The sequence below is a fragment of the Exiguobacterium sp. HVEsp1 genome, from assembly GCF_002009685.1.
GTDB classification, from domain to species: Bacteria; Bacillota; Bacilli; order Exiguobacteriales; family Exiguobacteriaceae; genus Exiguobacterium; species Exiguobacterium profundum.
Genome location: NZ_KV917367.1, coordinates 640,451 through 663,772, shown reverse-complemented (window position 1 = coordinate 663,772; position 23,322 = coordinate 640,451). Strand labels below are relative to the sequence as shown.

General features: G+C 47.9%; 25 protein-coding genes. 10 read left to right on the top strand and 15 right to left on the bottom strand.

The features are described from left to right. Positions 1 to 20: 20 nt before the first annotated feature. From map to BV910_RS03425, 5 genes are all read right to left on the bottom strand, one after another. Positions 21 to 770 (bottom strand): type I methionyl aminopeptidase, encoded by a 750-nt coding sequence (map, locus tag BV910_RS03445; protein ID WP_074037728.1) that lies wholly within the window; start codon positions 768 to 770, stop codon positions 21 to 23. Between the two features lie 14 nt (positions 771 to 784). Further along, the gene (locus BV910_RS03440) at positions 785 to 1,969 is read right to left on the bottom strand and encodes an EAL-associated domain-containing protein (protein ID WP_078146357.1); all 1,185 of its coding nucleotides are present in this window, start codon (positions 1,967 to 1,969) and stop codon (positions 785 to 787) included. Positions 1,970 to 2,009: 40 nt separating this feature from the next. Then, complete coding sequence (locus BV910_RS03435; RefSeq protein WP_015880847.1) at positions 2,010 to 2,261, bottom strand: hypothetical protein; 252 nt, start codon at positions 2,259 to 2,261, stop codon at positions 2,010 to 2,012. A 100-nt stretch (positions 2,262 to 2,361) separates the two neighbouring features. Next, positions 2,362 to 3,891, bottom strand: coding sequence for a degradosome RNA helicase CshA (cshA, locus tag BV910_RS03430; RefSeq protein ID WP_078146356.1), 1,530 nt, complete (start codon positions 3,889 to 3,891; stop codon positions 2,362 to 2,364). Positions 3,892 to 4,062: 171 nt separating this feature from the next. Continuing rightward, on the bottom strand, positions 4,063 to 4,914 hold the full coding sequence (locus tag BV910_RS03425) for a CvfB family protein (protein ID WP_078146355.1): 852 nt from the start codon (positions 4,912 to 4,914) through the stop codon (positions 4,063 to 4,065). 289 nt (positions 4,915 to 5,203) lie between these two features. On the opposite strand from BV910_RS03425, the gene BV910_RS14775 reads away from it, so the two are divergent. From BV910_RS14775 to BV910_RS03405, 5 genes are all read left to right on the top strand, one after another. Beyond that, positions 5,204 to 5,356, top strand: coding sequence for a hypothetical protein (locus BV910_RS14775; RefSeq protein WP_015880844.1), 153 nt, complete (start codon positions 5,204 to 5,206; stop codon positions 5,354 to 5,356). A gap of 128 nt (positions 5,357 to 5,484) precedes the next feature. After that, on the top strand, positions 5,485 to 5,727 hold the full coding sequence (locus BV910_RS03420) for a hypothetical protein (RefSeq protein WP_031421071.1): 243 nt from the start codon (positions 5,485 to 5,487) through the stop codon (positions 5,725 to 5,727). An 87-nt stretch (positions 5,728 to 5,814) separates the two neighbouring features. Continuing rightward, positions 5,815 to 6,075: a hypothetical protein gene (locus BV910_RS03415; RefSeq protein WP_015880843.1), complete on the top strand. Its 261-nt coding sequence runs from the start codon at positions 5,815 to 5,817 to the stop codon at positions 6,073 to 6,075. A gap of 78 nt (positions 6,076 to 6,153) precedes the next feature. Continuing rightward, complete coding sequence (locus tag BV910_RS03410; RefSeq protein WP_078146354.1) at positions 6,154 to 6,855, top strand: lysophospholipid acyltransferase family protein; 702 nt, start codon at positions 6,154 to 6,156, stop codon at positions 6,853 to 6,855. Then, positions 6,852 to 8,750, top strand: coding sequence for an ABC-F family ATP-binding cassette domain-containing protein (locus BV910_RS03405; RefSeq protein ID WP_078146353.1), 1,899 nt, complete (start codon positions 6,852 to 6,854; stop codon positions 8,748 to 8,750). Before BV910_RS03410 ends, BV910_RS03405 begins: the two co-directional genes overlap by 4 nt. Before the next feature lie 81 nt (positions 8,751 to 8,831). Here BV910_RS03405 and BV910_RS03400 read toward each other — a convergent pair whose 3' ends face one another. The 7 genes from BV910_RS03400 to BV910_RS03370 form a co-directional block, all read right to left on the bottom strand. After that, positions 8,832 to 9,761: an NADP-dependent oxidoreductase gene (locus BV910_RS03400; protein ID WP_078146352.1), complete on the bottom strand. Its 930-nt coding sequence runs from the start codon at positions 9,759 to 9,761 to the stop codon at positions 8,832 to 8,834. 93 nt (positions 9,762 to 9,854) lie between these two features. Further along, positions 9,855 to 10,379: a GNAT family N-acetyltransferase gene (locus BV910_RS03395; RefSeq protein WP_240499786.1), complete on the bottom strand. Its 525-nt coding sequence runs from the start codon at positions 10,377 to 10,379 to the stop codon at positions 9,855 to 9,857. An 11-nt stretch (positions 10,380 to 10,390) separates the two neighbouring features. Next, positions 10,391 to 11,026 carry a response regulator gene (locus tag BV910_RS03390; protein WP_078146350.1) on the bottom strand — a complete coding sequence of 212 codons (636 nt, stop codon included), beginning with the start codon at positions 11,024 to 11,026 and terminating at the stop codon, positions 10,391 to 10,393. Positions 11,027 to 11,028: 2 nt separating this feature from the next. Further along, complete coding sequence (locus BV910_RS03385; RefSeq protein WP_015880837.1) at positions 11,029 to 12,051, bottom strand: sensor histidine kinase; 1,023 nt, start codon at positions 12,049 to 12,051, stop codon at positions 11,029 to 11,031. Further along, positions 12,048 to 12,737 carry a cell wall-active antibiotics response protein LiaF gene (gene liaF, locus BV910_RS03380; RefSeq protein WP_015880836.1) on the bottom strand — a complete coding sequence of 230 codons (690 nt, stop codon included), beginning with the start codon at positions 12,735 to 12,737 and terminating at the stop codon, positions 12,048 to 12,050. Before liaF ends, BV910_RS03385 begins: the two co-directional genes overlap by 4 nt. A 78-nt stretch (positions 12,738 to 12,815) precedes the next feature. Next, the gene (locus BV910_RS03375; RefSeq protein ID WP_078146349.1) at positions 12,816 to 13,460 is read right to left on the bottom strand and encodes a PspA/IM30 family protein; all 645 of its coding nucleotides are present in this window, start codon (positions 13,458 to 13,460) and stop codon (positions 12,816 to 12,818) included. Between the two features lie 22 nt (positions 13,461 to 13,482). Continuing rightward, on the bottom strand, positions 13,483 to 13,872 hold the full coding sequence (locus tag BV910_RS03370) for a lmo0954 family membrane protein (protein WP_031421063.1): 390 nt from the start codon (positions 13,870 to 13,872) through the stop codon (positions 13,483 to 13,485). A 244-nt stretch (positions 13,873 to 14,116) separates the two neighbouring features. On the opposite strand from BV910_RS03370, the gene rsgA reads away from it, so the two are divergent. Continuing rightward, on the top strand, positions 14,117 to 15,082 hold the full coding sequence (gene rsgA, locus BV910_RS03365; protein WP_078146348.1) for a ribosome small subunit-dependent GTPase A: 966 nt from the start codon (positions 14,117 to 14,119) through the stop codon (positions 15,080 to 15,082). 145 nt (positions 15,083 to 15,227) lie between these two features. Further along, positions 15,228 to 16,481: an Nramp family divalent metal transporter gene (locus tag BV910_RS03360; RefSeq protein ID WP_078146347.1), complete on the top strand. Its 1,254-nt coding sequence runs from the start codon at positions 15,228 to 15,230 to the stop codon at positions 16,479 to 16,481. A 43-nt stretch (positions 16,482 to 16,524) separates the two neighbouring features. Here the strand turns inward: BV910_RS03360 and pflA are convergent, their stop codons facing one another. Together pflA and pflB are read right to left on the bottom strand one after the other, a co-directional pair. Then, positions 16,525 to 17,241 (bottom strand): pyruvate formate-lyase-activating protein, encoded by a 717-nt coding sequence (gene pflA / locus BV910_RS03355; RefSeq protein WP_078146346.1) that lies wholly within the window; start codon positions 17,239 to 17,241, stop codon positions 16,525 to 16,527. A 56-nt stretch (positions 17,242 to 17,297) separates the two neighbouring features. Beyond that, positions 17,298 to 19,544, bottom strand: a complete 2,247-nt coding sequence (gene pflB, locus BV910_RS03350; protein ID WP_078146345.1) for a formate C-acetyltransferase — start codon at positions 19,542 to 19,544, stop codon at positions 17,298 to 17,300. Positions 19,545 to 19,905: 361 nt separating this feature from the next. Between pflB and BV910_RS03345 the strand changes: the two genes are divergently transcribed. From BV910_RS03345 to BV910_RS03335, 3 genes are read left to right on the top strand one after another with little or no spacing between them, the layout of a single operon-like run. Next, the gene (locus BV910_RS03345) at positions 19,906 to 20,328 is read left to right on the top strand and encodes a hypothetical protein (protein WP_015880830.1); all 423 of its coding nucleotides are present in this window, start codon (positions 19,906 to 19,908) and stop codon (positions 20,326 to 20,328) included. A 53-nt stretch (positions 20,329 to 20,381) separates the two neighbouring features. Continuing rightward, complete coding sequence (locus BV910_RS03340; protein WP_078146344.1) at positions 20,382 to 21,548, top strand: DEAD/DEAH box helicase; 1,167 nt, start codon at positions 20,382 to 20,384, stop codon at positions 21,546 to 21,548. Then, complete coding sequence (locus BV910_RS03335) at positions 21,545 to 22,189, top strand: hypothetical protein (protein WP_078146343.1); 645 nt, start codon at positions 21,545 to 21,547, stop codon at positions 22,187 to 22,189. Before BV910_RS03340 ends, BV910_RS03335 begins: the two co-directional genes overlap by 4 nt. Positions 22,190 to 22,211: 22 nt before the next feature. Here BV910_RS03335 and BV910_RS03330 read toward each other — a convergent pair whose 3' ends face one another. Beyond that, on the bottom strand, positions 22,212 to 23,318 hold the full coding sequence (locus BV910_RS03330) for a hypothetical protein (protein WP_078146342.1): 1,107 nt from the start codon (positions 23,316 to 23,318) through the stop codon (positions 22,212 to 22,214). Between the last annotated feature and the right edge of the window lie 4 nt (positions 23,319 to 23,322).

Sequence of the window (23,322 nt, the reverse complement as noted above, 5' to 3'; positions counted from 1 at the left end):
AGAACCACACCTTTTTTACGTTAACGGAACGATCCCGTTAACACTTCATATCCATCTTCTGTGACAACGACCGTATGCTCGAACTGCGAAACGAGACTCTTGTTCGGAGTGAAGAGCGTCCAACCATCCTCTTCCGATTGATAGACGATTTCATCCTTTGTCGAGATGAACGTCTCAACAGCAATCACTTGTCCAGCTTTTAATAACTGATTTTCTTCACGACTATAATAGTTCGAGATTGTCTCTGGCTCCCCGTGCAATGTCCGACCGAGACCGTGTCCGGCCAAGTTACGGATGACTGTGAATCCATTCTTTCTCGCGTCGGCGTAAATCGCCTTCCCAATCTGATTGACTTTCACGCCCGCTTTAACTTTGCTGAGACCAGCTTCTAATGAAGTCAAGGATACTTCGACCAAACGTTCGTGCTGGGGTGACTTCGCCGCCCCAGCAATCACTGTACGTCCCGTATCGGCATAGTACCCATCCTTCACAGCGGAGACGTCGACATTGACGATATCGCCCTCTTGAATGACTTCATCTCCCGGAATACCATGGGCTGCAACGTCATTGAGCGAGATACATGTGTAACCTGGAAATTCGTACATCGTAATCGGTGCAGAAGCTGCACCTTCATCTTCTAAAATACGTTGCCCGATCGCATCTAATTCTTTTGTTGTCATACCGGGCTTGACGGCTTTCGCCATCTCATCTCGCGCAAGTGCGACGATTCGCCCGATTTCGCGCAATGCATCGTAATCATAATCTAGCATCTTCCATCTTCCTTTCAATCCAATAATCGGTTTTGATATAAATACTCCTCGGATATATCGGCAAATAAGAACATGCCGTCCGGTAACGGATAGCTAAAGGTTCGCGTCACTTCATTCGAACTGAAATCACGATAGTCTCCCGATAAATAGCCTCGCCCTCGAACATCCATCGCCGCCATCGTCTGAATGAAATACGGTCGGAAACTCCAGTTATAGCCCCGATACGTATTATCGACACGCCATTCTCCATTCACGCAGTAGACGTTCGCACTCGTCTGGAAACCTGTCTTATCCGTTATATAATAACGAACAAACACCTCTTCGAGTTTTGGGGCGATGAATTGAATCCACTCGTCTTTCTTGTCTCTCGACCACTTTCCAGATTGAACGAGTTCTCCAATCCGGTGATGTAATTCAAATTCAAGCTCGTACAAGCGATTCAGTCGTTTCTGGTCATGTAAAAAGAAGGAAGGCACTTCTTGTGCCAACACACCCATTCCTTTGATTTCTCGTTGAGGGATCTCATCTTCCGACCCAAGTAGACCACCCATGTAATAGCGACCACCGTGCTGCCACGCGTAAAGAAGCTGTCCGATGTGGTCGATGGATTTGTAAAGAAGCGGGGCACCGAGCTTCGAAGCGATGTACTCCATCGTCTGAAGCATGTTCGGATAGGTGACCGACAACGTCTTTTTCTCAATCATCGTGCCAAGGTCGACGAGCAATAGTTCTGGCGCAAGCGTCATGATGTCTTCGATACTCGTGGATTCGGCAAAGTCTAATGCAATTTTCAATCCATAGGACCGATAGTATTGAATGACGCGTGACAGTCGCGGGACGTCGACCAAGTCTGTCCCTTGTAAGGTCACATAAATACGGTGTAACGGAAAATTGAGTTCACGTAGTGGGGCTAAAAAGGCCTCTCCCCCTTCTTCGAGAATCCATTCCGACCGGCACCTGAACGTGACGAATGGTTTGGCGTCACGAAGTTGTGCTGCCGCGAGTTGCTCCATTCGTTGGGCGATGTCTAATTGATACTCGAGGGGAACGTCATCATCATAAAAAAACGGTGTCAATGATTCGCCTCGGAATCGTCCATGTACCATATATCCTTCCACTTGAAACGTCGCCGCCCCAAGGATTGGTTCATACGTCACCATCACTTCTTCAGGATGGACCATCACTTCTACCGCATCCACAATTCATCACCTCTTCGTTAAATGCGAAAACGAGCTACAATCAGCTCGTTCGCGTGTGTACATACATATAGGCACCGAAACAAGCAATAAAATAGGCGATACTCACCACGCCATATGCAATGCCCATCTTTCCGCCTACTCCAATGGCTAACACTAAAAAAATCATCGCTCCAAATAACAATGTCGCCACGGGGATATAACGAAAATTAGGACGGTCTGTCTTTGACACGATTGGTTTGAGTGCGATTACACAACCAAGCAACACAAGGAGACCGAAACTTAATTCCACCATCCGTTGACACCTCATCCTTCTATCTCTACTCAACTAGTGTAGCACGACACAATAAAAAATGCCGCAAATCCACTTAAGGAAATGCGGCATTTCACGATGATTAGTCACGCGGACGGCGTGGGCCACGGTCATCCGAGCGACGACGATCGTCACCACGGAATGATCCTTTACGGTCTCCGCTACGTCCATCACGACGTTCGCCACCGCGTCCACCACGACGATCGCCACCACGGCCACCGCCACCGCCACGACGGTCGTTACGACCACGGTATCCACCGCGATCGCCACCACGGCCACCTTGGCGTTTCACACGAACTGGTTCAGCGTACGAGATTTCAACAGGTGTTGAATCTGGCTCTTTCGTCAATCCACGGAGGGCAGCAGCGAGAATTTCAACTGCTTCGTACTCTTCAAGAAGTTCTGTCGCAAGTTGCGTGTAAGCTTTGAAGTCGCCCGCTTGAACGCGTTCGATCAATTCTTCAGCTGCTTGCTTTTGGTTTCCTTCAAGTACTTCCGCGATTGTCGGTACGTGACGACGGTTCATGCGTTTGTTCGTTACACGTTCAATTGCTTTCACTTGTCCAAATTCACGTGGCGTGATGAACGTGAGGGCTGTACCAGTTTTACCAGCACGACCTGTACGACCGATGCGGTGTACGTAGCTTTCTGGGTCTTGTGGTACATCGAAGTTGTAAACGTGTGTGACACCTGAAATATCAAGTCCACGTGCCGCAACGTCAGTCGCTACCAAGATATCGATTGTTCCGTTTTTGAAACGACGAATAACTTGGTCACGTTTCGATTGCGTCAAGTCTCCGTGAAGACCGTCTGCAGTGTATCCGCGTTTGATGAGTGCTTCTGTCACTTCGTCTACACGCTTCTTCGTACGAGCGAAGATGATGCTGAGTTCTGGTGAGTCGATGTCGATCAAACGGCAAAGCGTATCGAATTTTTGACCTTCACGCAATTCGATGAACTGTTGGTTGATGTTCTCAACTGTCATTTCTTTCGCTTTGACTTTGATGATTGTCGGCGACTTCATGAAACGCTCAGCAATCTTTTTGATTTGTGGTGGCATTGTCGCTGAGAAGAGAAGCGTTTGGCGCTCTTCAGGAAGACCAGCCAAAATCGTTTCGATATCTTCAACGAAGCCCATGTTGAGCATTTCATCCGCTTCATCCAAGATGACTGTTTGAATGTCATCGAGTTTGATCGTCTTACGCTTCATGTGATCCATGAGACGTCCTGGTGTCGCTACGACGATTTGCGGGTTCTTTTTCAAACCACGGATCTGACGGTCAATTTGTTGACCACCGTATACTGGAAGTGCGTATACGCGCTTCGTTTCACCGATTTTGTTTAATTCTTCTGCAACTTGAATCGCAAGTTCACGTGTCGGTGCAAGAACGAGTGCTTGGACTTGACGCGCCTTTGAATCGATTCGCTCAATTGTCGGAATACCGAAAGCTGCTGTTTTCCCTGTACCTGTTTGTGCTTGTCCTAATACGTCCACTCCCGTGAGTGCGACAGGAATTGTCTCAGCTTGGATCGGTGTAGCTTCCTCGAAGCCCATTTTGTGTACACCTTTTACTAATGCTTCACTTAATTGTAAGTCTTGAAATTTTGTCAAATTATATTCTCCTTTGTTCATACAAAAAACGTCTGAGTTCAGTTTGACAGATCTACAGACGTTTTCTCAATGTTTCCTCATAGTCAACTTTATTAACTATAACGTATTTCTTCCTAAAATGAAAGAAATACATTTTTCAAACTTTTTCATGTCACCCGAACATGAGTTATCTTATTTCAATTTGTAGCCGTTGTCGAGCTTTTCAACTTGCTTCTCTTTCAACAGTTTTCCAAGCGCTCGTTTAAATGCCGCTTTACTCATCCCGAATTCACGGTCGACGATGTCAGGTGATGTCTTATCTCCGTATGGCATTTGTCCTCCACGTTCTTCAATATACGAGAGGATGCTCGCCGCATCACCATCAATCGCCTCGTACGCACGTGGCTTCATCGAAACGAGGACCGTACCATCTTGTTTGACTTGTGTCACACGAACGGTCAACTGTTCTCCGAGACGTGGCCAACGCGTCATCTCTGCCTCATGCAAGAAACCGAGTGATTCGCCTTCGACCCATACGTTGACGCCCACTTCACGTTTATTGACGACGATGGCCTGCACGTCCTGGTTGTTCCATTCTTCTTTCGACGGTCGTGCCAACAAGTTCAAGAACGCATATGGTGCAGGGTCCCCAAGCAAACGTCCTTTTTGGTCATACTTCAAGCGAATGCACAATTGATCGCCTGTCTGCGGCCAATACGACCGGTTCTCCGGTAAGTCATCCATTGAAACGAGAACGTCCTTTTGAATTCCGATATTCACGAAGACCCCTGTGTTATACCGGACGCCCGTTACCTCAAACCATTCATACTCATCAAATGAAACGGTCGGAATCGTCATCGTTGATGCGAGACGTCCTTCTGAATCATGATATAAGAAGACGCGAACTGTTTGACCGATCGTCACTTCTTCTGTCTGTTCTTTTCGGTGAAGGAGCACCTCTTCGCGGCCGTTACTAATGAATACTCCAAAATCAGCAGAACGTTCCGCGACTAAATCTACTACTTCTCCTGCTCGCAATGCCATTACACCCACATCCTTTTCTAAGCTATTACTGTCAGTATACCTATCTACACACGTTCCTAATCATATCATGTTCTCTTTCAACATTTTGAATAAATGTGTCGAAAATGTGAACGTGTTTTGAGACAGTTGAAATGGCGATTGTTTAATGAACTCACATGATTTATTAAAATTTTGTGACAATTTTGTGAACGCCTTTTTTTCTGCTAGTATCCTTTTTTTGAAAACGTTATTATATAGGAAGTGTCCAGTATAGATAAGGTTTCATTTAGGATTGATCGGGGGATAATAAATGTTTGATATACAGTCTCGTTCTTTTGCAAAACGTTTTACAAAAGGATTACTTGTCGCCTTTTTCGCATTGCTCGCATCACTCAGTTTTATTTTCTCAAACGGTGTCGATACGAACGTTTCGTCATCTTCGACTTACATGACCCAAGAGTAAACGCCATTCAGCCAACTGAAGGCGTTTTTTCTTTGGAATACATAACAGGATTTTCCTTCAAAAAGTCGAATACGATTAAAAGACCATGCCTTTTTCTTTCATACCCTTTAAGAAAAGGAGACTCCGCTATGATTTTTTATTTTCTCACGACCATTTTATCAATCGTAGGACTTGCTTTCTTGTTCCAGACTGAATTGTACAAAGATCCAATCGGGACATTTCTATTCGCCGTCTTGATTGCCATGGGACTCTCTTCCTTCAAACAACTCTTCATGCAGGCAAACGAGTATTTTGTAGAAAGACGGAACCAGAAACGAATCAAACGCGTCGTGGACAGAATGCACTCTACGACTCGAAAACGCTCTACATAACGCTCGTCTTCCCTCGCCACATTTGGTATCCTATGTAGGAACAGACATCGTACAATGGATTTATAATCGCAGGAGGCACACAACCGTATGAATGAAATCCCGTTATCGAATGAATGGCTACTTCGTTATTCACCTGTCATGGAGCTCTGGTTAAAAGAGGACGGCATTTTGCTCGTCGATGATGACAATCGAATCCGTCTCACTCTCGAAATCGGAAGTGACCAGGCCATGCAAATCAAAAGTATCGAGCAAGACGGCGCCTATTTCGTCGTCGATCCTGTGAATAAACGCATTACGTTCGAGCTCGAAGAAGAGGAAGAAGAGAGCGATTCTCGCTTTTGGGAATAAGGATTCATGCCGAAGGGTCGGATTCTCGTCAAGAGAAGAAGACTCTTTCTTGTTGTCATCATGAGAGGAGAGAATAGAATGATTCGAACAGCTGTATGGTTTTTCTCATTTTTTGCCGTATTACCGATCACCGTCCCGTTTTTACAGAAGGCGAAAAAAATCGAAACGCCAAAGCGTTACCGTTACGTACAAGATATCGCTTATAAATGGGCACAGTTTCTACTAAAAATCGCAGGTGCAGACGTCCGTGTCCATGGCCAAGACCAGATTCCGGATGAACCCGTCGTCTACGTGTCGAACCACCAAGGAAACTTCGATGTCCCGATCATGTTGACCGCCACGAAACGACCGAAAGCGTTTATCTCAAAAATCGAGGTTCAAAAATTCCCGATTATCCCACGTTGGATGGAATTGATGGGATGTATCTTCATCGACCGGAGTGACCGTCGGCAATCGATTCAAGCCATTCGTTCCGGAGTCGAAACGATTCAATCCGGTCAATCGATGATTGTCTTCCCAGAAGGCACACGCTCAAAAGGTGGACCGATGAAGGAGTTTAAAGCTGGAAGTTTGACGCTTGCCACATCAAGTGGTGCGAAGATTGTTCCAGTCGCGATTCAAGGCAGTTATAAATTGTTAGAAGCCAAAAATCGAATCACCCCGGCAACGGTCGATGTCACGTTCTTACCTGCGATTGATCCGGCCGATTTGCCGAACAAGGAAATCGCAGCGACGGTCGAGGCGGCCATTCGTCAACAGCTTGAAGGAGAGAACGCATGAGTTTATTAATGATTGAAGGCATTCATAAAGAGTTTGCCGACAAAGTCTTATTTGATGATGTGACGATGACAATCCATCCCGGAGACCGTATCGGGATTATCGGCGTGAACGGTTCGGGGAAATCGACGTTCATGAAAATCATCGCCGGTACCGAGACAGCAGATCGAGGCACGATGCAGCATCCGAACGATTATCGGATTCGCTACTTGACTCAAACGGTTCAATTTAACGAAGGACAAACGATTCTAGACGCTTTGTTCACAAGTGACACTCCGTCCGTTCAAGCGTTGAAACAGTTCGAACGCGCCCGGCAAGCACTCGAAGCGGACCCGACAAGTGAGCAATTACTTGAACGCTTCATGAAAGCCCAACAGGCCGTCGATGCCGCAGACGCTTGGGAAACGGAAGCAAAACTGAAGTCGATTTTGAACCGGCTCGGTCTTCCTGACGTGTCAATCGATGTGAACGCCTTGTCTGGGGGTCAACAAAAGCGAGTCGCGCTCGCCGCAGCGTTACTCGATGAAGCGGACTTGCTCCTTTTAGATGAGCCGACGAACGAACTGGATGCCGATACAATCGCATGGCTCGAAACGATGCTTGCCGATTACCGAGGAGCCATCCTGCTCATCACCCACGACCGCTATTTCTTGAATCGTGTCACGAATCACATTTTGGAGATTGCGGATGGAACGAGTTACTTCTATAACGGGAACTATGAACTCTTTCTCGAGAAGCGTGCCGAGCGAAAAGCACGGGCACAATCGATGGAACAGAAACGACAGAATATATTACGTCGCGAACTCGCCTGGTTACGTCGAGGCGCGAAAGCCCGGACAACGAAACAAAAGGCACGCATTCAACGCGTCGAAGACTTGAAACATCAAGAGAGCTTAGCGGAAGACGAGACGCTCGACGTTTCGGTCGGATCACGACGTCTCGGCAAAAAGGTCATCGAAGTCGAAGATTTGTCTTTCGGATACGACGACTCCCTTCTCATTCGGCAGTTTAATTGGATTTTCGGTCGCCGTGAACGCTACGGAATCGTCGGACCGAACGGGAGTGGGAAATCAACACTCATGAACTTGCTCGCCAAGCGCCTAGAACCGACAAACGGTACGATCGTGCACGGAGAAACTGTTTATTTAGGCTATTACGGACAACAAGTCGAATTTGAAGACGAGTCACGACGGGTCATCGATGAGATCGAACGCATCGCCAAAGTCATTCATACGCCGGACGGCGAGGTCATCACGGCGGGGCAGATGCTCGAACGTTTCCTTTTCTCACCGGACGCGCAATACAAACCAATTGCGAAGCTATCTGGTGGCGAAAAACGACGCCTTGTCCTCCTGCGGATTCTCATGGATGAACCGAACGTCTTGTTCCTCGATGAACCGACGAACGATTTGGACACGGAGACGTTGTCTGTTTTAGAAGACTATTTAGAATCATTCCCAGGTACAGTCATCGCCGTCAGTCACGACCGCTATTTCTTAGACCGGATCGCCGGACAGTTGATTGCCTTCGAAGATGGGATCATCCAGGTGTATCACGCAGAATATAGTGACTACCTGGCCATGCGACAAGAAGAGGTTCGTCAAGTGAAGAAAGAGAAAGAACCTAAAGAGAAAAAGGAACGCGTGAAGTCGGAGGTCGTGAAATTCACCTTCAAAGAACAGAAGGAATGGGACACGATCGAAGAAGACATCGCCGCACTTGAAGAGCAGATTGAAGCGCAAGAAGTGACACTTGCATCAGCGGGTAGCGACCTTGGTAAAGTCAATGAGTTGTACGCAACAATCGCAGAACTGAAAGAAACACTCGATGCGAAGATGGAACGTTGGACCTACCTATCCGAAATCGATGAACAAATACAAGCACAGAAAAAAGGCTGACCTCCAAATAAGGTAGCTTATCAAATTTAATAAAAAGAGGTGGATTTCCAGAGCGTGTTCCGGAAATCCACCTCTTTTTTATCATTTCACTCGAATGACGATTTTGCCTTTGGCATGCCCTTCTTCTCCATAGTCATGAGCAAGTTTCGTATCTTCTAAATCAAAGACCCGGTCAATCACAGGTTTTAGTTCGCCTTTTTCAACAGCTTCCGCAATTTTTTTCAAACGCTCCCCTGTCGGTTGCATGAAGACGTACTCGGCACGGGCCTTCGCCTGTTTGGCTTCCTCTTCATTCGGTGGTGTGGAGATGGAGACAAGCATCCCATTCTCTTTAAGCATTCGATACAGTTTGCTCTGCCCGTCGCCCCCCATCGTATCGAATACGAAATCAATATCGCGGACAGTATCTGCCGGGTCTTGTTGTTTATAGTCGATGACCTCGTCGGCTCCAAGTTTTTTGACCCAATCCACGTTCGGCGTGCTTGTCGATGTGACGACATACAAACCGTGTGCTTTCGCGAGCTGGATGGCTACCGTTCCGACACCACCTGAACCGGCTCCGATGAAGATTCGATCACCCGGTTTGGCATCCATCACTTCGAACATGACTTGCCATGCCGTATGCGCGACGAGCGGCAGTGAAGCGGCCTCCTCAAAACTAAGCGAAGCTGGTTTTTTGACGACAAGATGGGAATCGACTGCGACGTACTCGGCATATGTGCCTTGGCGCGCGATTTCTGGTCGGCTAAACACTTCATCTCCAACCTTCAATTCGGTCACATTCGCCCCAACTTCTTTGATGACACCCGATACATCCCACCCGATGACGAGCGGCATCTCGTAATGGAGCATTTCTTTCAAGTATCCTTCACGGAGCTTCCAATCGACCGGATTGACGCTTGCGGCATGAACTTCAATTAATACGTCATCTGCACCGATTGCCGGTTGTTCAAGTTCCCCTATTTTGAACTCATCCGATCCGCCATACTGTTCGATATATGCTGCTTTCATCTCATCATCCTCCTTTGATTGACTCACTTCTAGTTGGTTCCCATTTTATTTCTCTTACAAACGAAAAAAGCACACCGTTTGTGGTCGGTGTGCTCAGACTGACTGATGGGTCATATAGCTATAGACATACACGTCATGAGATTGTCCACGCTGACGCATATAGTTATGTAGTCGACCTTCTTGAACGAATCCATTCTTCTCCAACATGCGTTGGGATGCAAGATTCTCGACATAGACGATGGCACCGACCCGTTCAATTTCACACGTCACGGCAAACTGAAGCGCTGCGTGAAGGGCTTCCGTCGCATAACCCGAACGCCAATACTCTGGTTTGAGTTCATAACCGATCTCGGCACGCCGATGCGACGGTGCCCGATTGTGAAACCCGATTGTCCCGATTAACGCTTTTGATTCGCGATGCTCGATGGCAAAACGGATGATCGCACCTGTTTCGATTTGTGCGAGCATATGCGTGAGCATCTGTTCCGTTTCTTCTAACGTCCGATGTGGTTCCATTCCGTAGTGGCGTAGCACGTGTTCATCTGAAAAGATGGCGAATACGTGCGGACCGTCCTCCATTTGGAGAGGTCGCAGTCGGAGGCGCTCCGTTTCAACCACAGGGAGACGGTTCATCCTTTACTGACCAAGTTATGTTGGAACGCATAGACGACTGCCTGGGTCCTGTCATAGACGTCAAGCTTCGTCAAGATGTTCGACACGTGTGTCTTCACTGTTTTGAGTGAGATGAACAATTCGTCCGCGATCACTTGATTCGACTTGCCTTCCGCCATCAGTTGCAAGATTTCTCGTTCACGGGCAGTGAGACTCTCATGAAGTGTCATTTCCGGATGACGCAGTCGTTCGAGCATCTTTCCTGTTACCTGGGCGGCCATGACCGGATTGCCGGCAGCGGTTTGACGAATCGCATCTGCGATTTCATTTGCATTCGCTGTCTTGAGGACATAGCTCATCGCACCTGCTTCGATGACGGGATACACTTTCTCATCATCCAAGAAACTCGTCACGACCAAAATCTTCGCTTCTTTCCAATTTGCTTTAATTCGTTTCGTCGATTCGACTCCGTCAACGGGCTCCATCACCAAGTCCATAAGGACAACGTCCGGCTTCTCCGCAATCGCAAGCTCGGCTCCCGTTGCTCCGTCCGATGCTTCGCCGACGACTTCGATGTCCGGTTGTGTCGATAAAAAGGCAGATACGCCCGCCCGAACCATTTCATGATCATCAATTAATACAACTCGAATCATCATTACCCCTCCACTTGTTGTTTCACACGTACTTCAATTTGTGTCCCGACATTCGGCACACTGACCAATCGCAACGTTCCACCGACTTCTGCCGTACGCTCTCTTATCGATTGTAATCCATATGAGGCGACTTGTGTATCGTCCACATTAAATCCGATTCCGTCATCGTTAATCTTTAAGATGACTGTCTGTTGCACGGTTCGCATCTCGATTTCTAAACGAGTCGCTTTGGCGTGTCGTAACGTGTTACTAATCGCTTCCTGAACAATCCGAAACAGTTCGTTTTCAGTGTGCCGGGAGAGCTTCACTTCCTCTAAACGCCAGACGAGCTCGGTCGATTGTTTACGAGACAGTTCTTCTAACAAGCGTTCGATTCCTGTCTTAAGTGTCATGCCTTCTAATTCGACCGGCCGAAGTTGTAACAGCAACGAACGCATCTCTGCCTGTGCGGTCTGCGCCATGAGCTCGACTTGTTCCATTTGTTTACTCGCGAGATCTGGTTTCGTCTGCATCGTCTGTTTGACCGCTGTGGTCATCATCGAGATGGCATAGAGCTGTTGACTCACCGAATCATGAAGTTCTCGTGCGACGCGACGTCTTTCTTCGACGACGGCCTCACTCCGCGCCTCTTCCACACTGACCGGACGCTCACCGACTCGCTTCGCCATCTCGACCATCTCTTGGCGCTGTTTCGATACGCGGACGATTCGTTCGAGTGTATCTCGGTATGGGGACATCGGGCGGAAAGTGATGTCTTTTTGATTCTCTAGTTTCCAAAGGGCATTGGCGACTTCCCGAAAGTCTCGGCGCAAATAAAAATACGAACCGACGCCAAAGATACTTCCGATCAAGACGGCAATCACTAGAATGGACACACCGAAAGGCAACCCTTCTTCACGCGAAAATAAATCGCTCAATGAAGTCGAGTCACCTATGAGAAACGCTACAGTAATCAAGAAAGCCGTCAACAAGCTACTAAACAGTTGATGCCAGACGACCGTTCGTGGATAAGAATCTTTTTTCATACCGTCATCACCTCGACACTTCCGCTCATGAGCACGATATGAATCCGGACTTTTCGTGTAGCCTGGACATAATCATCAGACGCTGTATAGAAGCGACGATTGAACACCGGCGAATAGTTCGAGTCATCGACCTGCACTTTACCGAAGCCGATCGATGCGTCAATCGAATAGTCATACCCCGCAGGAATGAGAATTCGAATGTCTCCCGCAAGTCCATTGAGGAGTAAGAACGTCTCTCCTTCCGGAATGATGGCTTGTGACAAATCCATCTCAACGTCCCGTAGTAAAAAGAACTCATTCGTATCACGTAACACATAGTGCCCCGATTCCTTCATCCCAAATGAGAAGGCTTGTTCTTGACGAAGGGGTGTCCGGATTTTCGATTCGACCGGTCGATTCTTATAGAGTCGATAGCCGAATAACAGGAGGAGTCCGGAGAGCACGAATCCGAATGCCGCAGATGAGAAAATCAAGCCAATCAAGAGGATTCCCCCAATTGCGTAAAAAATATAGCTAGCAGACTGCTTCCCCCGACGACTGAACCGTCGACCGATGTAGAGGAGAAGCAGCGGGAGGATCATGCTGAATAAGACGCTATTCCCACCCGTCACGATATCGATGAAGAGTCCGACTGAAAATAAGATAATCATAAATCCAATGATTTGACGTGTGTTCCAACGTTCCATGTCCATTCCCCCTTTCTGTTCATATGTATGAAGCAAAGAAAGCGATGACCTTGTTCAGGTCATCGCCGAACCATCGCCTCACTCTTGTTTAAAGCGACGCTCCAGTTCTTTCAATTTTGCTTCAAAATCATCTTCATCTTCCTGCGTGTCTTGCTTCTCTTCGGCAGGTTGTTCTTTCTTTTCTTCCTCAGTGAATGGATGCGACTGAGACGTATTTTGACCAAAGATTTGGTCGAGTGCCCCTTTTAACAAGTCTAGGTTTTCGCGCATCGCAAACTCATAGCGTTTATTTTGCATCTCATCGAGTTTGAGTTTCATCTCGAGCGCACGACGCTCTAATGTATCTAACTCGCGCTCACCTTCGTCAATCAATCCTTCAAAGTAACGGTACTGTTCCCCGTAATGTTTGGATTCGAGTGCCGCACGTTCTGCCAACTTTTCTTCCCCGGCTTGTTTCGCCAGTTCTGTTTGCTCATATCGTTTATCTGCCATCTTCTTGGCATCATCACGTTTTCCAGCAAGTTCTGCAAGCAATGTACGTTGACGTTCCACGAGTCGTTCAACCGACAACGCTTCCTTCTCCGCTCCGCGGATATGACGGTTCAATTCCGCTTCTCCACTTGAACGTGGCATCTCTTTATCCTGATACTTCTTCACTTCTTTCGAAATTTCTTTCGTCAATTCATTCGCTAATTCACGAAACTGATCAAACGGTGTCTTCATGGTGAATCCTCCTTATGAAATCTCAACGACGATTAACAAATTTTTGCCACACTTGATCAAACTGCTGGAAGCTGCTCCGACCGGCACGCGTTCCGTCTGCATTTAAAATCTCGACATCCGGGTCGCGTTTTTCACTTGTATACATCATATACCCTTTAAACAACAACCACGCGACAATGATTCCGACGAGCGCCCAAATGTTTGAGAGCATCGTCCCAATCCCAATGACGGCAAGGATCCCGAAACCAACTTTAGCACCGATGTGTGTCACAGCCTGAAAACGGACTCCAGCCCAAAGCGTCAAGAGCGCTCCTAATCCGAATAAGATCATATTCGGTAAAGAACCGATCAACACGAGCACTAGAGCGATCGCGGCCACGATGAACAACACCTTTTTCACTTGGTGATTCATCTGTCATCCCTCCTTGTTAAGTACACTCTTATCATAATACGTTATTTGACATAGGTCGACGAGCGGAAGGCTTGTTTCACCTCAGTCTTTAGACTGAGATGGTACCGTTTCCAATAACTGTGGTACATTAATGCTATCGAACAACGAAAGGATGATGTTTTATGAGCAACATGATGCATGCACGTAACCAAATGTCAGCAAATCGGAGGGCTGTCGTCCTCCATCACTAAAAGGAGGATTCTTTTTGAATCAACAAACTGAAACGGGACGTGTCACGGCACAGTTCCAACATCTTTATACGGTATCAATCGGAGAAAACGCCTATATGTGCGGGGTTTCCGGAAAATTTCGACATGCCGCGACGAGCGAACGGGATTACCCGGTCATCGGCGATTATGTCACGATTCAAGTTCGCGAGCATGGTCAAGGTACGATTCACCATCTCCTTGAGCGTCGGACCGTTCTTTCACGAGCGGCCGCCGGCAACGAGACACGTGAACAACTGATCTGCGCGAACGTCGACTACGTCTTGATTACGATGGCGTGTGGACACGACTTCAACATTCGTCGCCTAGAACGCTATACGCTAGCCGCTTGGGACACCGGGGCAATCCCAATCATCGTCTTGACAAAGACCGATCAAGTCGACTCCGTCGACACATTGCTCGAAGACATTCAAGTGAACGCACCCGGAATTCAAGTATTCCCCGTCAGTGTTGTGACGGGAGAAGGTGTGGCTGAACTTCGTCACGCATTGCCGAGTGAGAGCACGATCGCCTTCGTCGGTTCGTCCGGCGTCGGAAAATCTACGCTGACGAACGCCCTCGCCCACGAGACACTTGCCGTCACGCAAGCCGTCCGGGCGCAGGACGAGCGCGGAAAACATACGACGACACACCGCGAACTGTTCCGGATCGATGACTTATACGTCATCGACACACCAGGGATGCGAGAATTCGGACTATGGGAAGGAAGCGAGCATCTCGATGAGACGTTTCGTGATATCGAAGCACTTGCCGAGACATGCCGCTTCCGCGACTGCTCACATCAGAAAGAACCGGGCTGCGCCGTTCAAGAAGCGCTAACGAACGGTACGTTAGATGCGAAGCGCTATGCCAGTTATGTCAAGCTAGAACAGGAACTTCTTTATATGGAAAAGAAGCAGGCGGAACACGCTCGTGTATTAGAAAAGAAAAAACGTCGACCTTAGAACCGTTGCACTGTGAGTCAAACGACTCACAGTTTTTTATTTGAAATTTGACAGGTTCTCATCACAGGCGTAAAATTGCCGTATACTTAAAAAGTTTACCTAGGGAAAAAAATTAACCATTACGCAAAAGAAAGAAGGATTCGGCATGCTGAACGAAGTGGATTCGGCTCTCACTCACAAATCAATGTCTCAAAAAATAAAGACGCTCCTTCCTTTTTTAGGTCCAGCGTTCGTCGCTTCGGTCGCTTATATCGATCCCGGAAATTATGCAACGAACATTGCCGCTGGATCTCAATTCGGTTACTTGCTTTTATGGGTCATCTTAGTCGCTAACTTGATGGCCGGATTGATTCAAACATTGTCTGCTAAAATTGGAATCGCGACCGGAAAAAACTTGCCTGAGATTTGTCGTGACCGTTTTTCTAAGAAGACTGCTATCTTTTTATGGATTCAAGCCGAACTCATGATCATGGCGACAGATTTAGCAGAGTTTGTAGGGGCGGCACTCGGAATTTATCTCGTGTTTGATGTAACACTCATTCAAGCGGCACTTCTGGCCGCCGTCGGTTCTTTTGCTATTTTGGAAGTACAACGTCGGGGATATCGTCCACTTGAAACGATTGTGACGGGGATGCTACTCGTCGTCGCGCTCGCTTTTGCCATTCAAACGTTCAGTGCTCAACCAGAAGTAAAACCACTCTTATCCGGTCTTCTCATCCCTCGGTTCGATGGGACGGAGAGTATATTATTGGCTGCTGGAATATTAGGCGCTACCGTTATGCCTCATGCCATCTATTTACACTCTGCGTTGACACAACGACGCATCACGGGTAAAGATGCCGTCGCACGTAAACGTATCATGAAATTTGAACGAATCGATGTAACGATTGCCATGGTGCTCGCTGGTGCAATCAATGCGAGTATGCTAATAATCGCAGCCGCTGTCTTCTATAAGAATGGATTCGTCGTGAGCGACTTAGAGATTGCACACCAGCAATTTGACTCCTTTTTAGGTTCACCGATCGCCATGCTGTTTGGAATTGGACTAATGGTTGCCGGATTGTCGAGCGCATCCGTCGGGACTTTGGCTGGAGACGTCGTCATGCAAGGCTATATTCAAAAACATATCCCGATTTATGTACGTCGTGTGATTACGATGGCTCCGCCACTCTTACTCATCCTTTCCGGTGTGAACTTGACGAATGCTCTCGTGTGGAGCCAAGTCATCCTGTCATTCGGTATCGCATTCGCCCTCGTTCCTCTGCTTCTCTTCACGAGCAACAAATCCTTGATGGGCGAACTCGTGAATCATCGGATGACGACATGGATCGGTTGGGGAATTACGACAATCGTCATCGCATTAAATCTTTTCTTAATCATCCAAACCTTTATTTTCTGATTTATAAAACAAGCGCAGACCACATCGGCCTGCGCTTGCTTTTTTATATGGTTCCCTGCAAAATCCCTTCTGCCCATTCGACTTCCTCGGATGTCGGGGGCTTCGTGCCTTTAAGCGGATAATCGAGTCCGAGCGCCTCCCATTTGTAGACGCCCATCTCATGATAAGGCAAAATCTCGACTTTCTCGACATGGTCTAGCTTTTGAATGAACGCGGCGGTGCGACGAAGCGCACCTTCTTCGAGCGTCCATCCAGGTACAAGGACGTGGCGAATCCACATTTTCGTTCCGCGCTCGGAAAGGTGTTCGGCAAGCGCGAGCGTGTTGGCATTGCTACGTCCCGTCAACTTCTTACACATGTCGTCGTCGATATGCTTGATATCGAGCAAGACAAGGTCGGTGTGATCTAAAATCGCATCCAAATTAGGAGGTCGGAGCGCACCGGACGTATCAAGTGTCGTATGAAGCCCATGCTTTTTCGCTTCACGCAGCAGCGCCTCTAAAAATTCAGGTTGCGCGAGTGGGTCACCACCAGAAATGGTGATGCCGCCTTTCGATGCTTCCATGAACGGACGGTAACTGAGCGCCTCTTGAATGACGTCTTCAGCCGAGCGGTGGTTATTCTTTTTGAAATCCCACGTGTCCGCATTATGGCAGTATAAACAACGCAAGGCACAACCTTGTAAAAAGACGATGAAGCGAATCCCTGGGCCGTCAACTGTTCCGAATGATTCGACCGAATGTACATATCCCATTGTCATCGAAATGACCTCCTAACGAATGAGCGGCCCTCCGTGGAAGGCCGCTAAGCCTTTACTTACAACGAACCGTGGAACGTACGGTTGATGACGTCGATCTGTTGCTCACGTGTCAACTTGATGAAGTTGACCGCATATCCTGATACGCGGATTGTGAGTTGTGGATATTCTTCTGGATGTTCCATTGCGTCGAGAAGCGTCTCGCGGTTGAAGACGTTAACGTTCAAGTGATGTCCTTTGTGCTCTCCGCTCATGTACCCATCGAGAAGCGCCGCCAAGTTGAGTTCGCGCGCGATTTCTTCTTTTCCGAGTGCTTTCGGTACGATTGAGAACGTGTAAGAGATTCCGTCTTGTGCGTGTTCAAATGGAAGTTTCGCAACAGATGAGAGCGATGCAGCCGCACCTTTTGTATCCCGTCCATGCATTGGGTTGGCACCTGGAGCGAATGGTTCACCCGCACGACGACCGTCTGGCGTATTTCCTGTTTTCTTACCGTAGACGACGTTCGATGTGATCGTGAGGACCGATTGCGTATGAAGTGCGTCACGATATGTTTTATGTTTCCGTACTTTCTCCATGAATGATTCGACGAGTTCGACGGCGATTGCATCGACACGGTCATCATTGTTTCCGAATTTCGGGAAGTCCCCTTCTGTTTCGAAGTCGACGATGATTCCTTCTTCATTACGGATCGGTTTGACGTTTGCGTATTTGATTGCTGAAAGACTATCCGCCGTTACCGAGAGACCCGCGATCCCACAAGCCATCGTCCGTAAGATTTCAGGATCGTGAAGCGCCATTTCGATTCGTTCATACGCATATTTATCGTGCATGAAGTGAATGACGTTGAGCGTATTCACGTATAGCTCTGCCAACCAGTCGAGCGTCCGGTCAAAGTCGGCATATACTTTTTCGTACGTAAGCACGTCTTCTGTGTTCATTTCCCAAACTGGAGCGATTTGAGCACCGCTCTTCTCGTCACGACCGCCGTTCATGCTATAAAGGAGAGCCTTCGCCATGTTGGCACGCGCACCGAAGAACTGCATTTGTTTCCCGATCTTCATCGGTGACACACAACATGCGATGCCGTAGTCATCACCGAATTGTGGCATCATCAAGTCATCGTTCTCATATTGAATAGCCGAAGTTTCAATCGACATTTTCGCACAGTATTGTTTGAATCCTTCTGGAAGTTTCGTCGACCAAAGGACCGTCAAGTTTGGTTCTGGAGCTGGTCCGAGGTTCGTGAGTGAATGCAAGAACCGGAATGAACTCTTCGTGACGTTCGAGCGACCGTCTTGACTCATCCCACCGATTGATTCTGTCACCCAAGTCGGGTCACCTGAGAATAATTCATTGTAGTCCGGTGTCCGTAAGAATTTGACGATTCGAAGTTTCATGATGAAGTGGTCAACGATTTCTTGGACGTCTGATTCTGTTAAGCGACCCATTTCAAGGTCACGTTCAGCGTACACGTCAAGGAAGGTCGAGACGCGACCGAGTGACATCGCGGCACCGTTTTGTTCTTTGATGGCAGCAAGATACGCCAAGTATACCCATTGATATGCTTCTTGCGTATTTTCCGCAGGACGACCGAGGTCAAATCCATAAGCGGCCCCGAGTTGTTTAAGTTCTTGGAGGGCACGAAGTTGTTCCGATAGTTCTTCGCGGTCACGGATGTCCGATTCAGATAAGAAACCGCCACGTTTTGCCAAGTCTTTTTTGCGTTCTGCCATCAAGAAGTCGATTCCATAAAGGGCGACACGACGGTAGTCACCGATGATGCGTCCGCGTCCGTATGCATCGGGAAGCCCTGTGATGATTCCTGATTTACGAGCGGCCCGCATTTCTGGTGTATAGGCATCGAAGACACCTTGGTTATGTGTTTTACGAATCTCTGAGTAAATTTTTGTGATTTCTTCGTCTGGCTCGAAACCATATGATTCGAGTGCCGCATCGACCATACGGATGCCGCCATTCGGGTGAATCGAACGTTTGAACGGCTCATCCGTCTGAACGCCAACGACTTTCTCTAACTCTTTGTTTAAGTAACCTGGTCCATGCGACACAATTGTCGATGGTGTGTGTTGATCGACGTCCCAGACGCCTCCACGTTCACGCTCTTCTTTTGTTAGTTCCATCACACGATTCCAAAGAACGTTTGTCGCTTCAGTCGGACCTGCTAAAAACGTATCGTCTCCTGTGTACTCATGACGGTTCAAACGGATAAATTCACTGACATTCACTTCATTCGTCCACTGACCAGGGATAAAACCTGACCATGCGGATTTGATTTCGGTTGCCATGTTGATTCACTCCTCATTCTCGAAAGTAACTGCGTGTTATCTATACTGTGAGTGTACGTGAAAACGTGAACAATATGTTTTACATTCTTGTGAAACTTGTAACAATCTTATGAACGTGATGAAACAGCCGTTATTGAAAGCGTTTTACAAACTGTTATATCCGCTAGTTTATATAGTTTGAAACAGATGATTCCCAATTAGATAACGTTTACCTATCATCTGTACTAATTTGATTGTTCTGTGACGAACTATACAGTTTTTAAGGTGATTAATCTCACATCACTCGGTTAGAACTTGAATTTTTGTGTCGTATCAGACACAATGAAGGCAGAACATTGTATAAGAGGAAGGGGTTCTACTCATGACGTATGAACCATTAACAGCAAATCATGCCTTTCAGGTTGGCGATCGCATCTCATTAAAGGTCGATGAGGCTGGCGAAAAGCGTGACGGATTTATCACAGAATTTGAAGACGGAGGGTTTTGGATCCGCTTCGATGATGACATCGAGAACGAAGATTTTATCGATTATCGCGACCAGCTACTCGCCGCACTTTTGTCGCGTCCAATCCATGTCATTACGACACATCCGGAACTGAAACCGTTCGAGAACATGACGGCCGAGTTACAGTATCGCGTTTATCAAGGATTCACGATTGAGAAAGTTGAATTGACAGCAGAAGGTGCAGACGCCCACATCCAACTCATCGAAGACGGTCAGACGTATACACAGACGTTACGTTCTTCCATGGAAGATGGTCAGGAGCATGTTCGCTATATTTGACGAGGGAGCGCTGTCGCTTCCTTTGTTTTTGCCTAAAGATAAGGAGACCGAATATGAATTTTACAAAACCTTTTATTAACGAAACGTGGGATCGGATGGGCTTCAGTGAGCCGATGCCGGTCCAAAAAGAAGCGTTTCCCCTACTATTAGATGGAAAAGACGTGACAATCGAGGCACCAACCGGAACGGGTAAGACACTCGCCTACCTCCTTCCAGCCATTGAAAAGATCGACCCATCGAATGACCGCATCCAAGTCGTTGTCGTCGCCCCGACCCGTGAACTTGTCATGCAGATTCAACAAGTCGCACAACGTTTCACCGAAAAAGGCGACGTCCGCATCGGTTCGTTCATCGGTGGTGTCGAATTGAAACGTCAAATCGACCGAATCAAGAAGAAGCCACATTTGATCGTTGGGACACCAGGTCGTCTCGTCGAGTTGATCGACAAGAAAAAACTGAAGCTCCACGAGACACATACCGTCATTTTGGATGAAGCCGACCAAATCATCGACAGCGGTTTGACAGAGGCGGCAGAACGAATCATCAAGCATACCGCGCACGAGCGTCAGCTTGCACTCGTCTCGGCAACACTCACCGACTCACTCCAAGAGTGGGCGTCACCATTCATGAACGAACCGGCTCATATCAAAATCGAACGTGCCGTAAGCGATCAAGTGACATACGGCTATCTGTTAACGACACGCCGGTATAAACCGGAACTTCTTCGTCGTCTTTCACACGTCGACGGTGTGAAGGCACTCGCCTTCATCAACAACCGCTCGTTCTTGCCACCGCTTCGCGGAGAACTTGAAAAGTTGAAAGTGAACTACCGGATGCTCGACAGCTTAAAAGGGAAGCGCGAACGCGTCGAGACGCTCCGCGAATTCCGTAAAGGCGAATACCCGCTCCTCATCACGACCGGTCTTGCTGCACGCGGTCTCGATATTGAAGATGTGACACACGTCGTCCATTTCGACTTACCGGAGTCCATTGATGACTTCATCCACCGTTCTGGCCGTACCGCTCGTGGTAACGCGGGAGGGACTGTCCTTTCACTCGTGACGACGGATGACCTGCCGCACTTGAAATCGTTCGCGCGTCAACTCGGTGTCGAGTTGAAAGAGCTCGAAATCTATCGCGGTGACGTGATTGAGAAACGGATTGAGGAGAAGCCTCCTGTCGTCAAACGTCCTGCGAACAAGCGAGGACCGCGCCGATGAAAAAAGACCGGAAAGTAATTCCCTTCCCTTTGCTCGTCGAAGAGTCCGAATTGCTTGCCGAACTGAAAAAGTTGTATGAGCAAGCGGCTCTTGCGCGAAGCACACAGTGGACGAACTATATTCAAGAGATTGCATCGGAAGGGACATGGCACTTAAAAGATGCCGAACTCTTCCGTGACCTCTTCATCGATTGGGCCGTCTTCTTTGAGACGGATGAGGATGGGATGACACCCCATGGTCGCTACTTGGCCGACCATAAGAGCGACATGTCCCCTGCCCTCTATCACGCACTCCGTGGACTAGCTGTCCCACGTTGTAGCATCTTTGAAGTCACAGAAGACGGTCAGTTGAAAGACTGGGAGTCAAAAGAGACATACGTTGTTCAGTTACCAGAAGAACGTGAGACCGGCGACCTCATTCTCGGGAAGCTACTCGATATCCGAGGCAGTTGGCGTTTCGGTTCGGCGTTTCTCGCCTTACCTGCGAAGATGTCTGGGAATGTCGCCGACCTGTATATCGACTTTACAGATGAAGTCGGTCCCGGTGCCTTTTTGGAACAGTTCCCGGAGTTCTGCGCGGAACTGATTGACTTGTTGCTCGATTTAGAAGAAGGCGTCATCATACCGAAACCATCAAAATAAGCAAAGGGCCGCGGCCCTTTGCTTATTTTTGTCTGACATCTACGTCAATCTGTTTGAGCATGTCACGCGCTTCTTCGTTTTCAGGCGTGATCGCCGCACTCGAGATTTGTTTCCCATCCTCGTATACATCGATGACGACCCCGTCTTTCGCTTGGCGCGTTTGGTAAAGGCGACCATTTTCATAGAATGCGTGATCCACTGAATCAAGAACTTCCCGGGTCGTTTGTTTCCCGGTGTTCAAGTCGATGACAAGTTCCTCGCCGTCCTCATTTAAGGCGAACAGGTTGTGGCCCGACACTGTATAATCCCAAAAGCCTTGCCCTTCTGCCAGTTGAACAACTTTACCCGTTTTTGTATCGTAAGCGAAGAGTCCTGGATCCGGATCCTCAACATTGATTTCCTCTTCCCCTTCTCGGATCACTTCGTACGAGCTGACACCGACAGGGATGTATCGTGTTTCTGCCATCTGTGAAAATAAATCAGTAACGTAAAATCGATTCGTATTGATGACATGGGTGATAAATCCTTTATCCATGCTCAATTCTTTGACGGTCACCTCATTCATCGCTTCATTAAACGTAGCGAGCATTGTTTTTTCTTCACCGTCATATCCATCTCGATAGACTAAGTTTAACTGGCCATCATTCAGAAATGCGCCTGCCCACACCCCGTTCACGATGTCGTATATTTTTGAATCACTGGCATCGAATGAAAACGTTGATAATTTTTCACCATCTTCTTGTTTAAACACGATGAGCTCTTTCATGCCATCCTGACCGACCCCGATATATCCGTCTTCTGTCCGAATCGATTGGGCATACGTCCATCCATTCATGATTCGATGGATGGAACGCGCATCTCCATTCAAACGTTGCCGATATCGCAGTCCCTCAGCTATATAGTTCAAGTTTGACGTGATGCGACTTTCATTAGCGGTCACTTCAAACCACTGTTCAACATCATCCTCTCTGCTATAACCAATCTCTACCACTGCGTCTTCCCACACTGATGGATTCGAACTGACGTCTAGCGCCCATTCTGCTTTCGGTTCTGTCGCATCAACGGCAAACGTCCCAAGCCCAATCACGATGACCGCACCGAGCGCGGTCATATTCCACATTCGTTTCATCTTC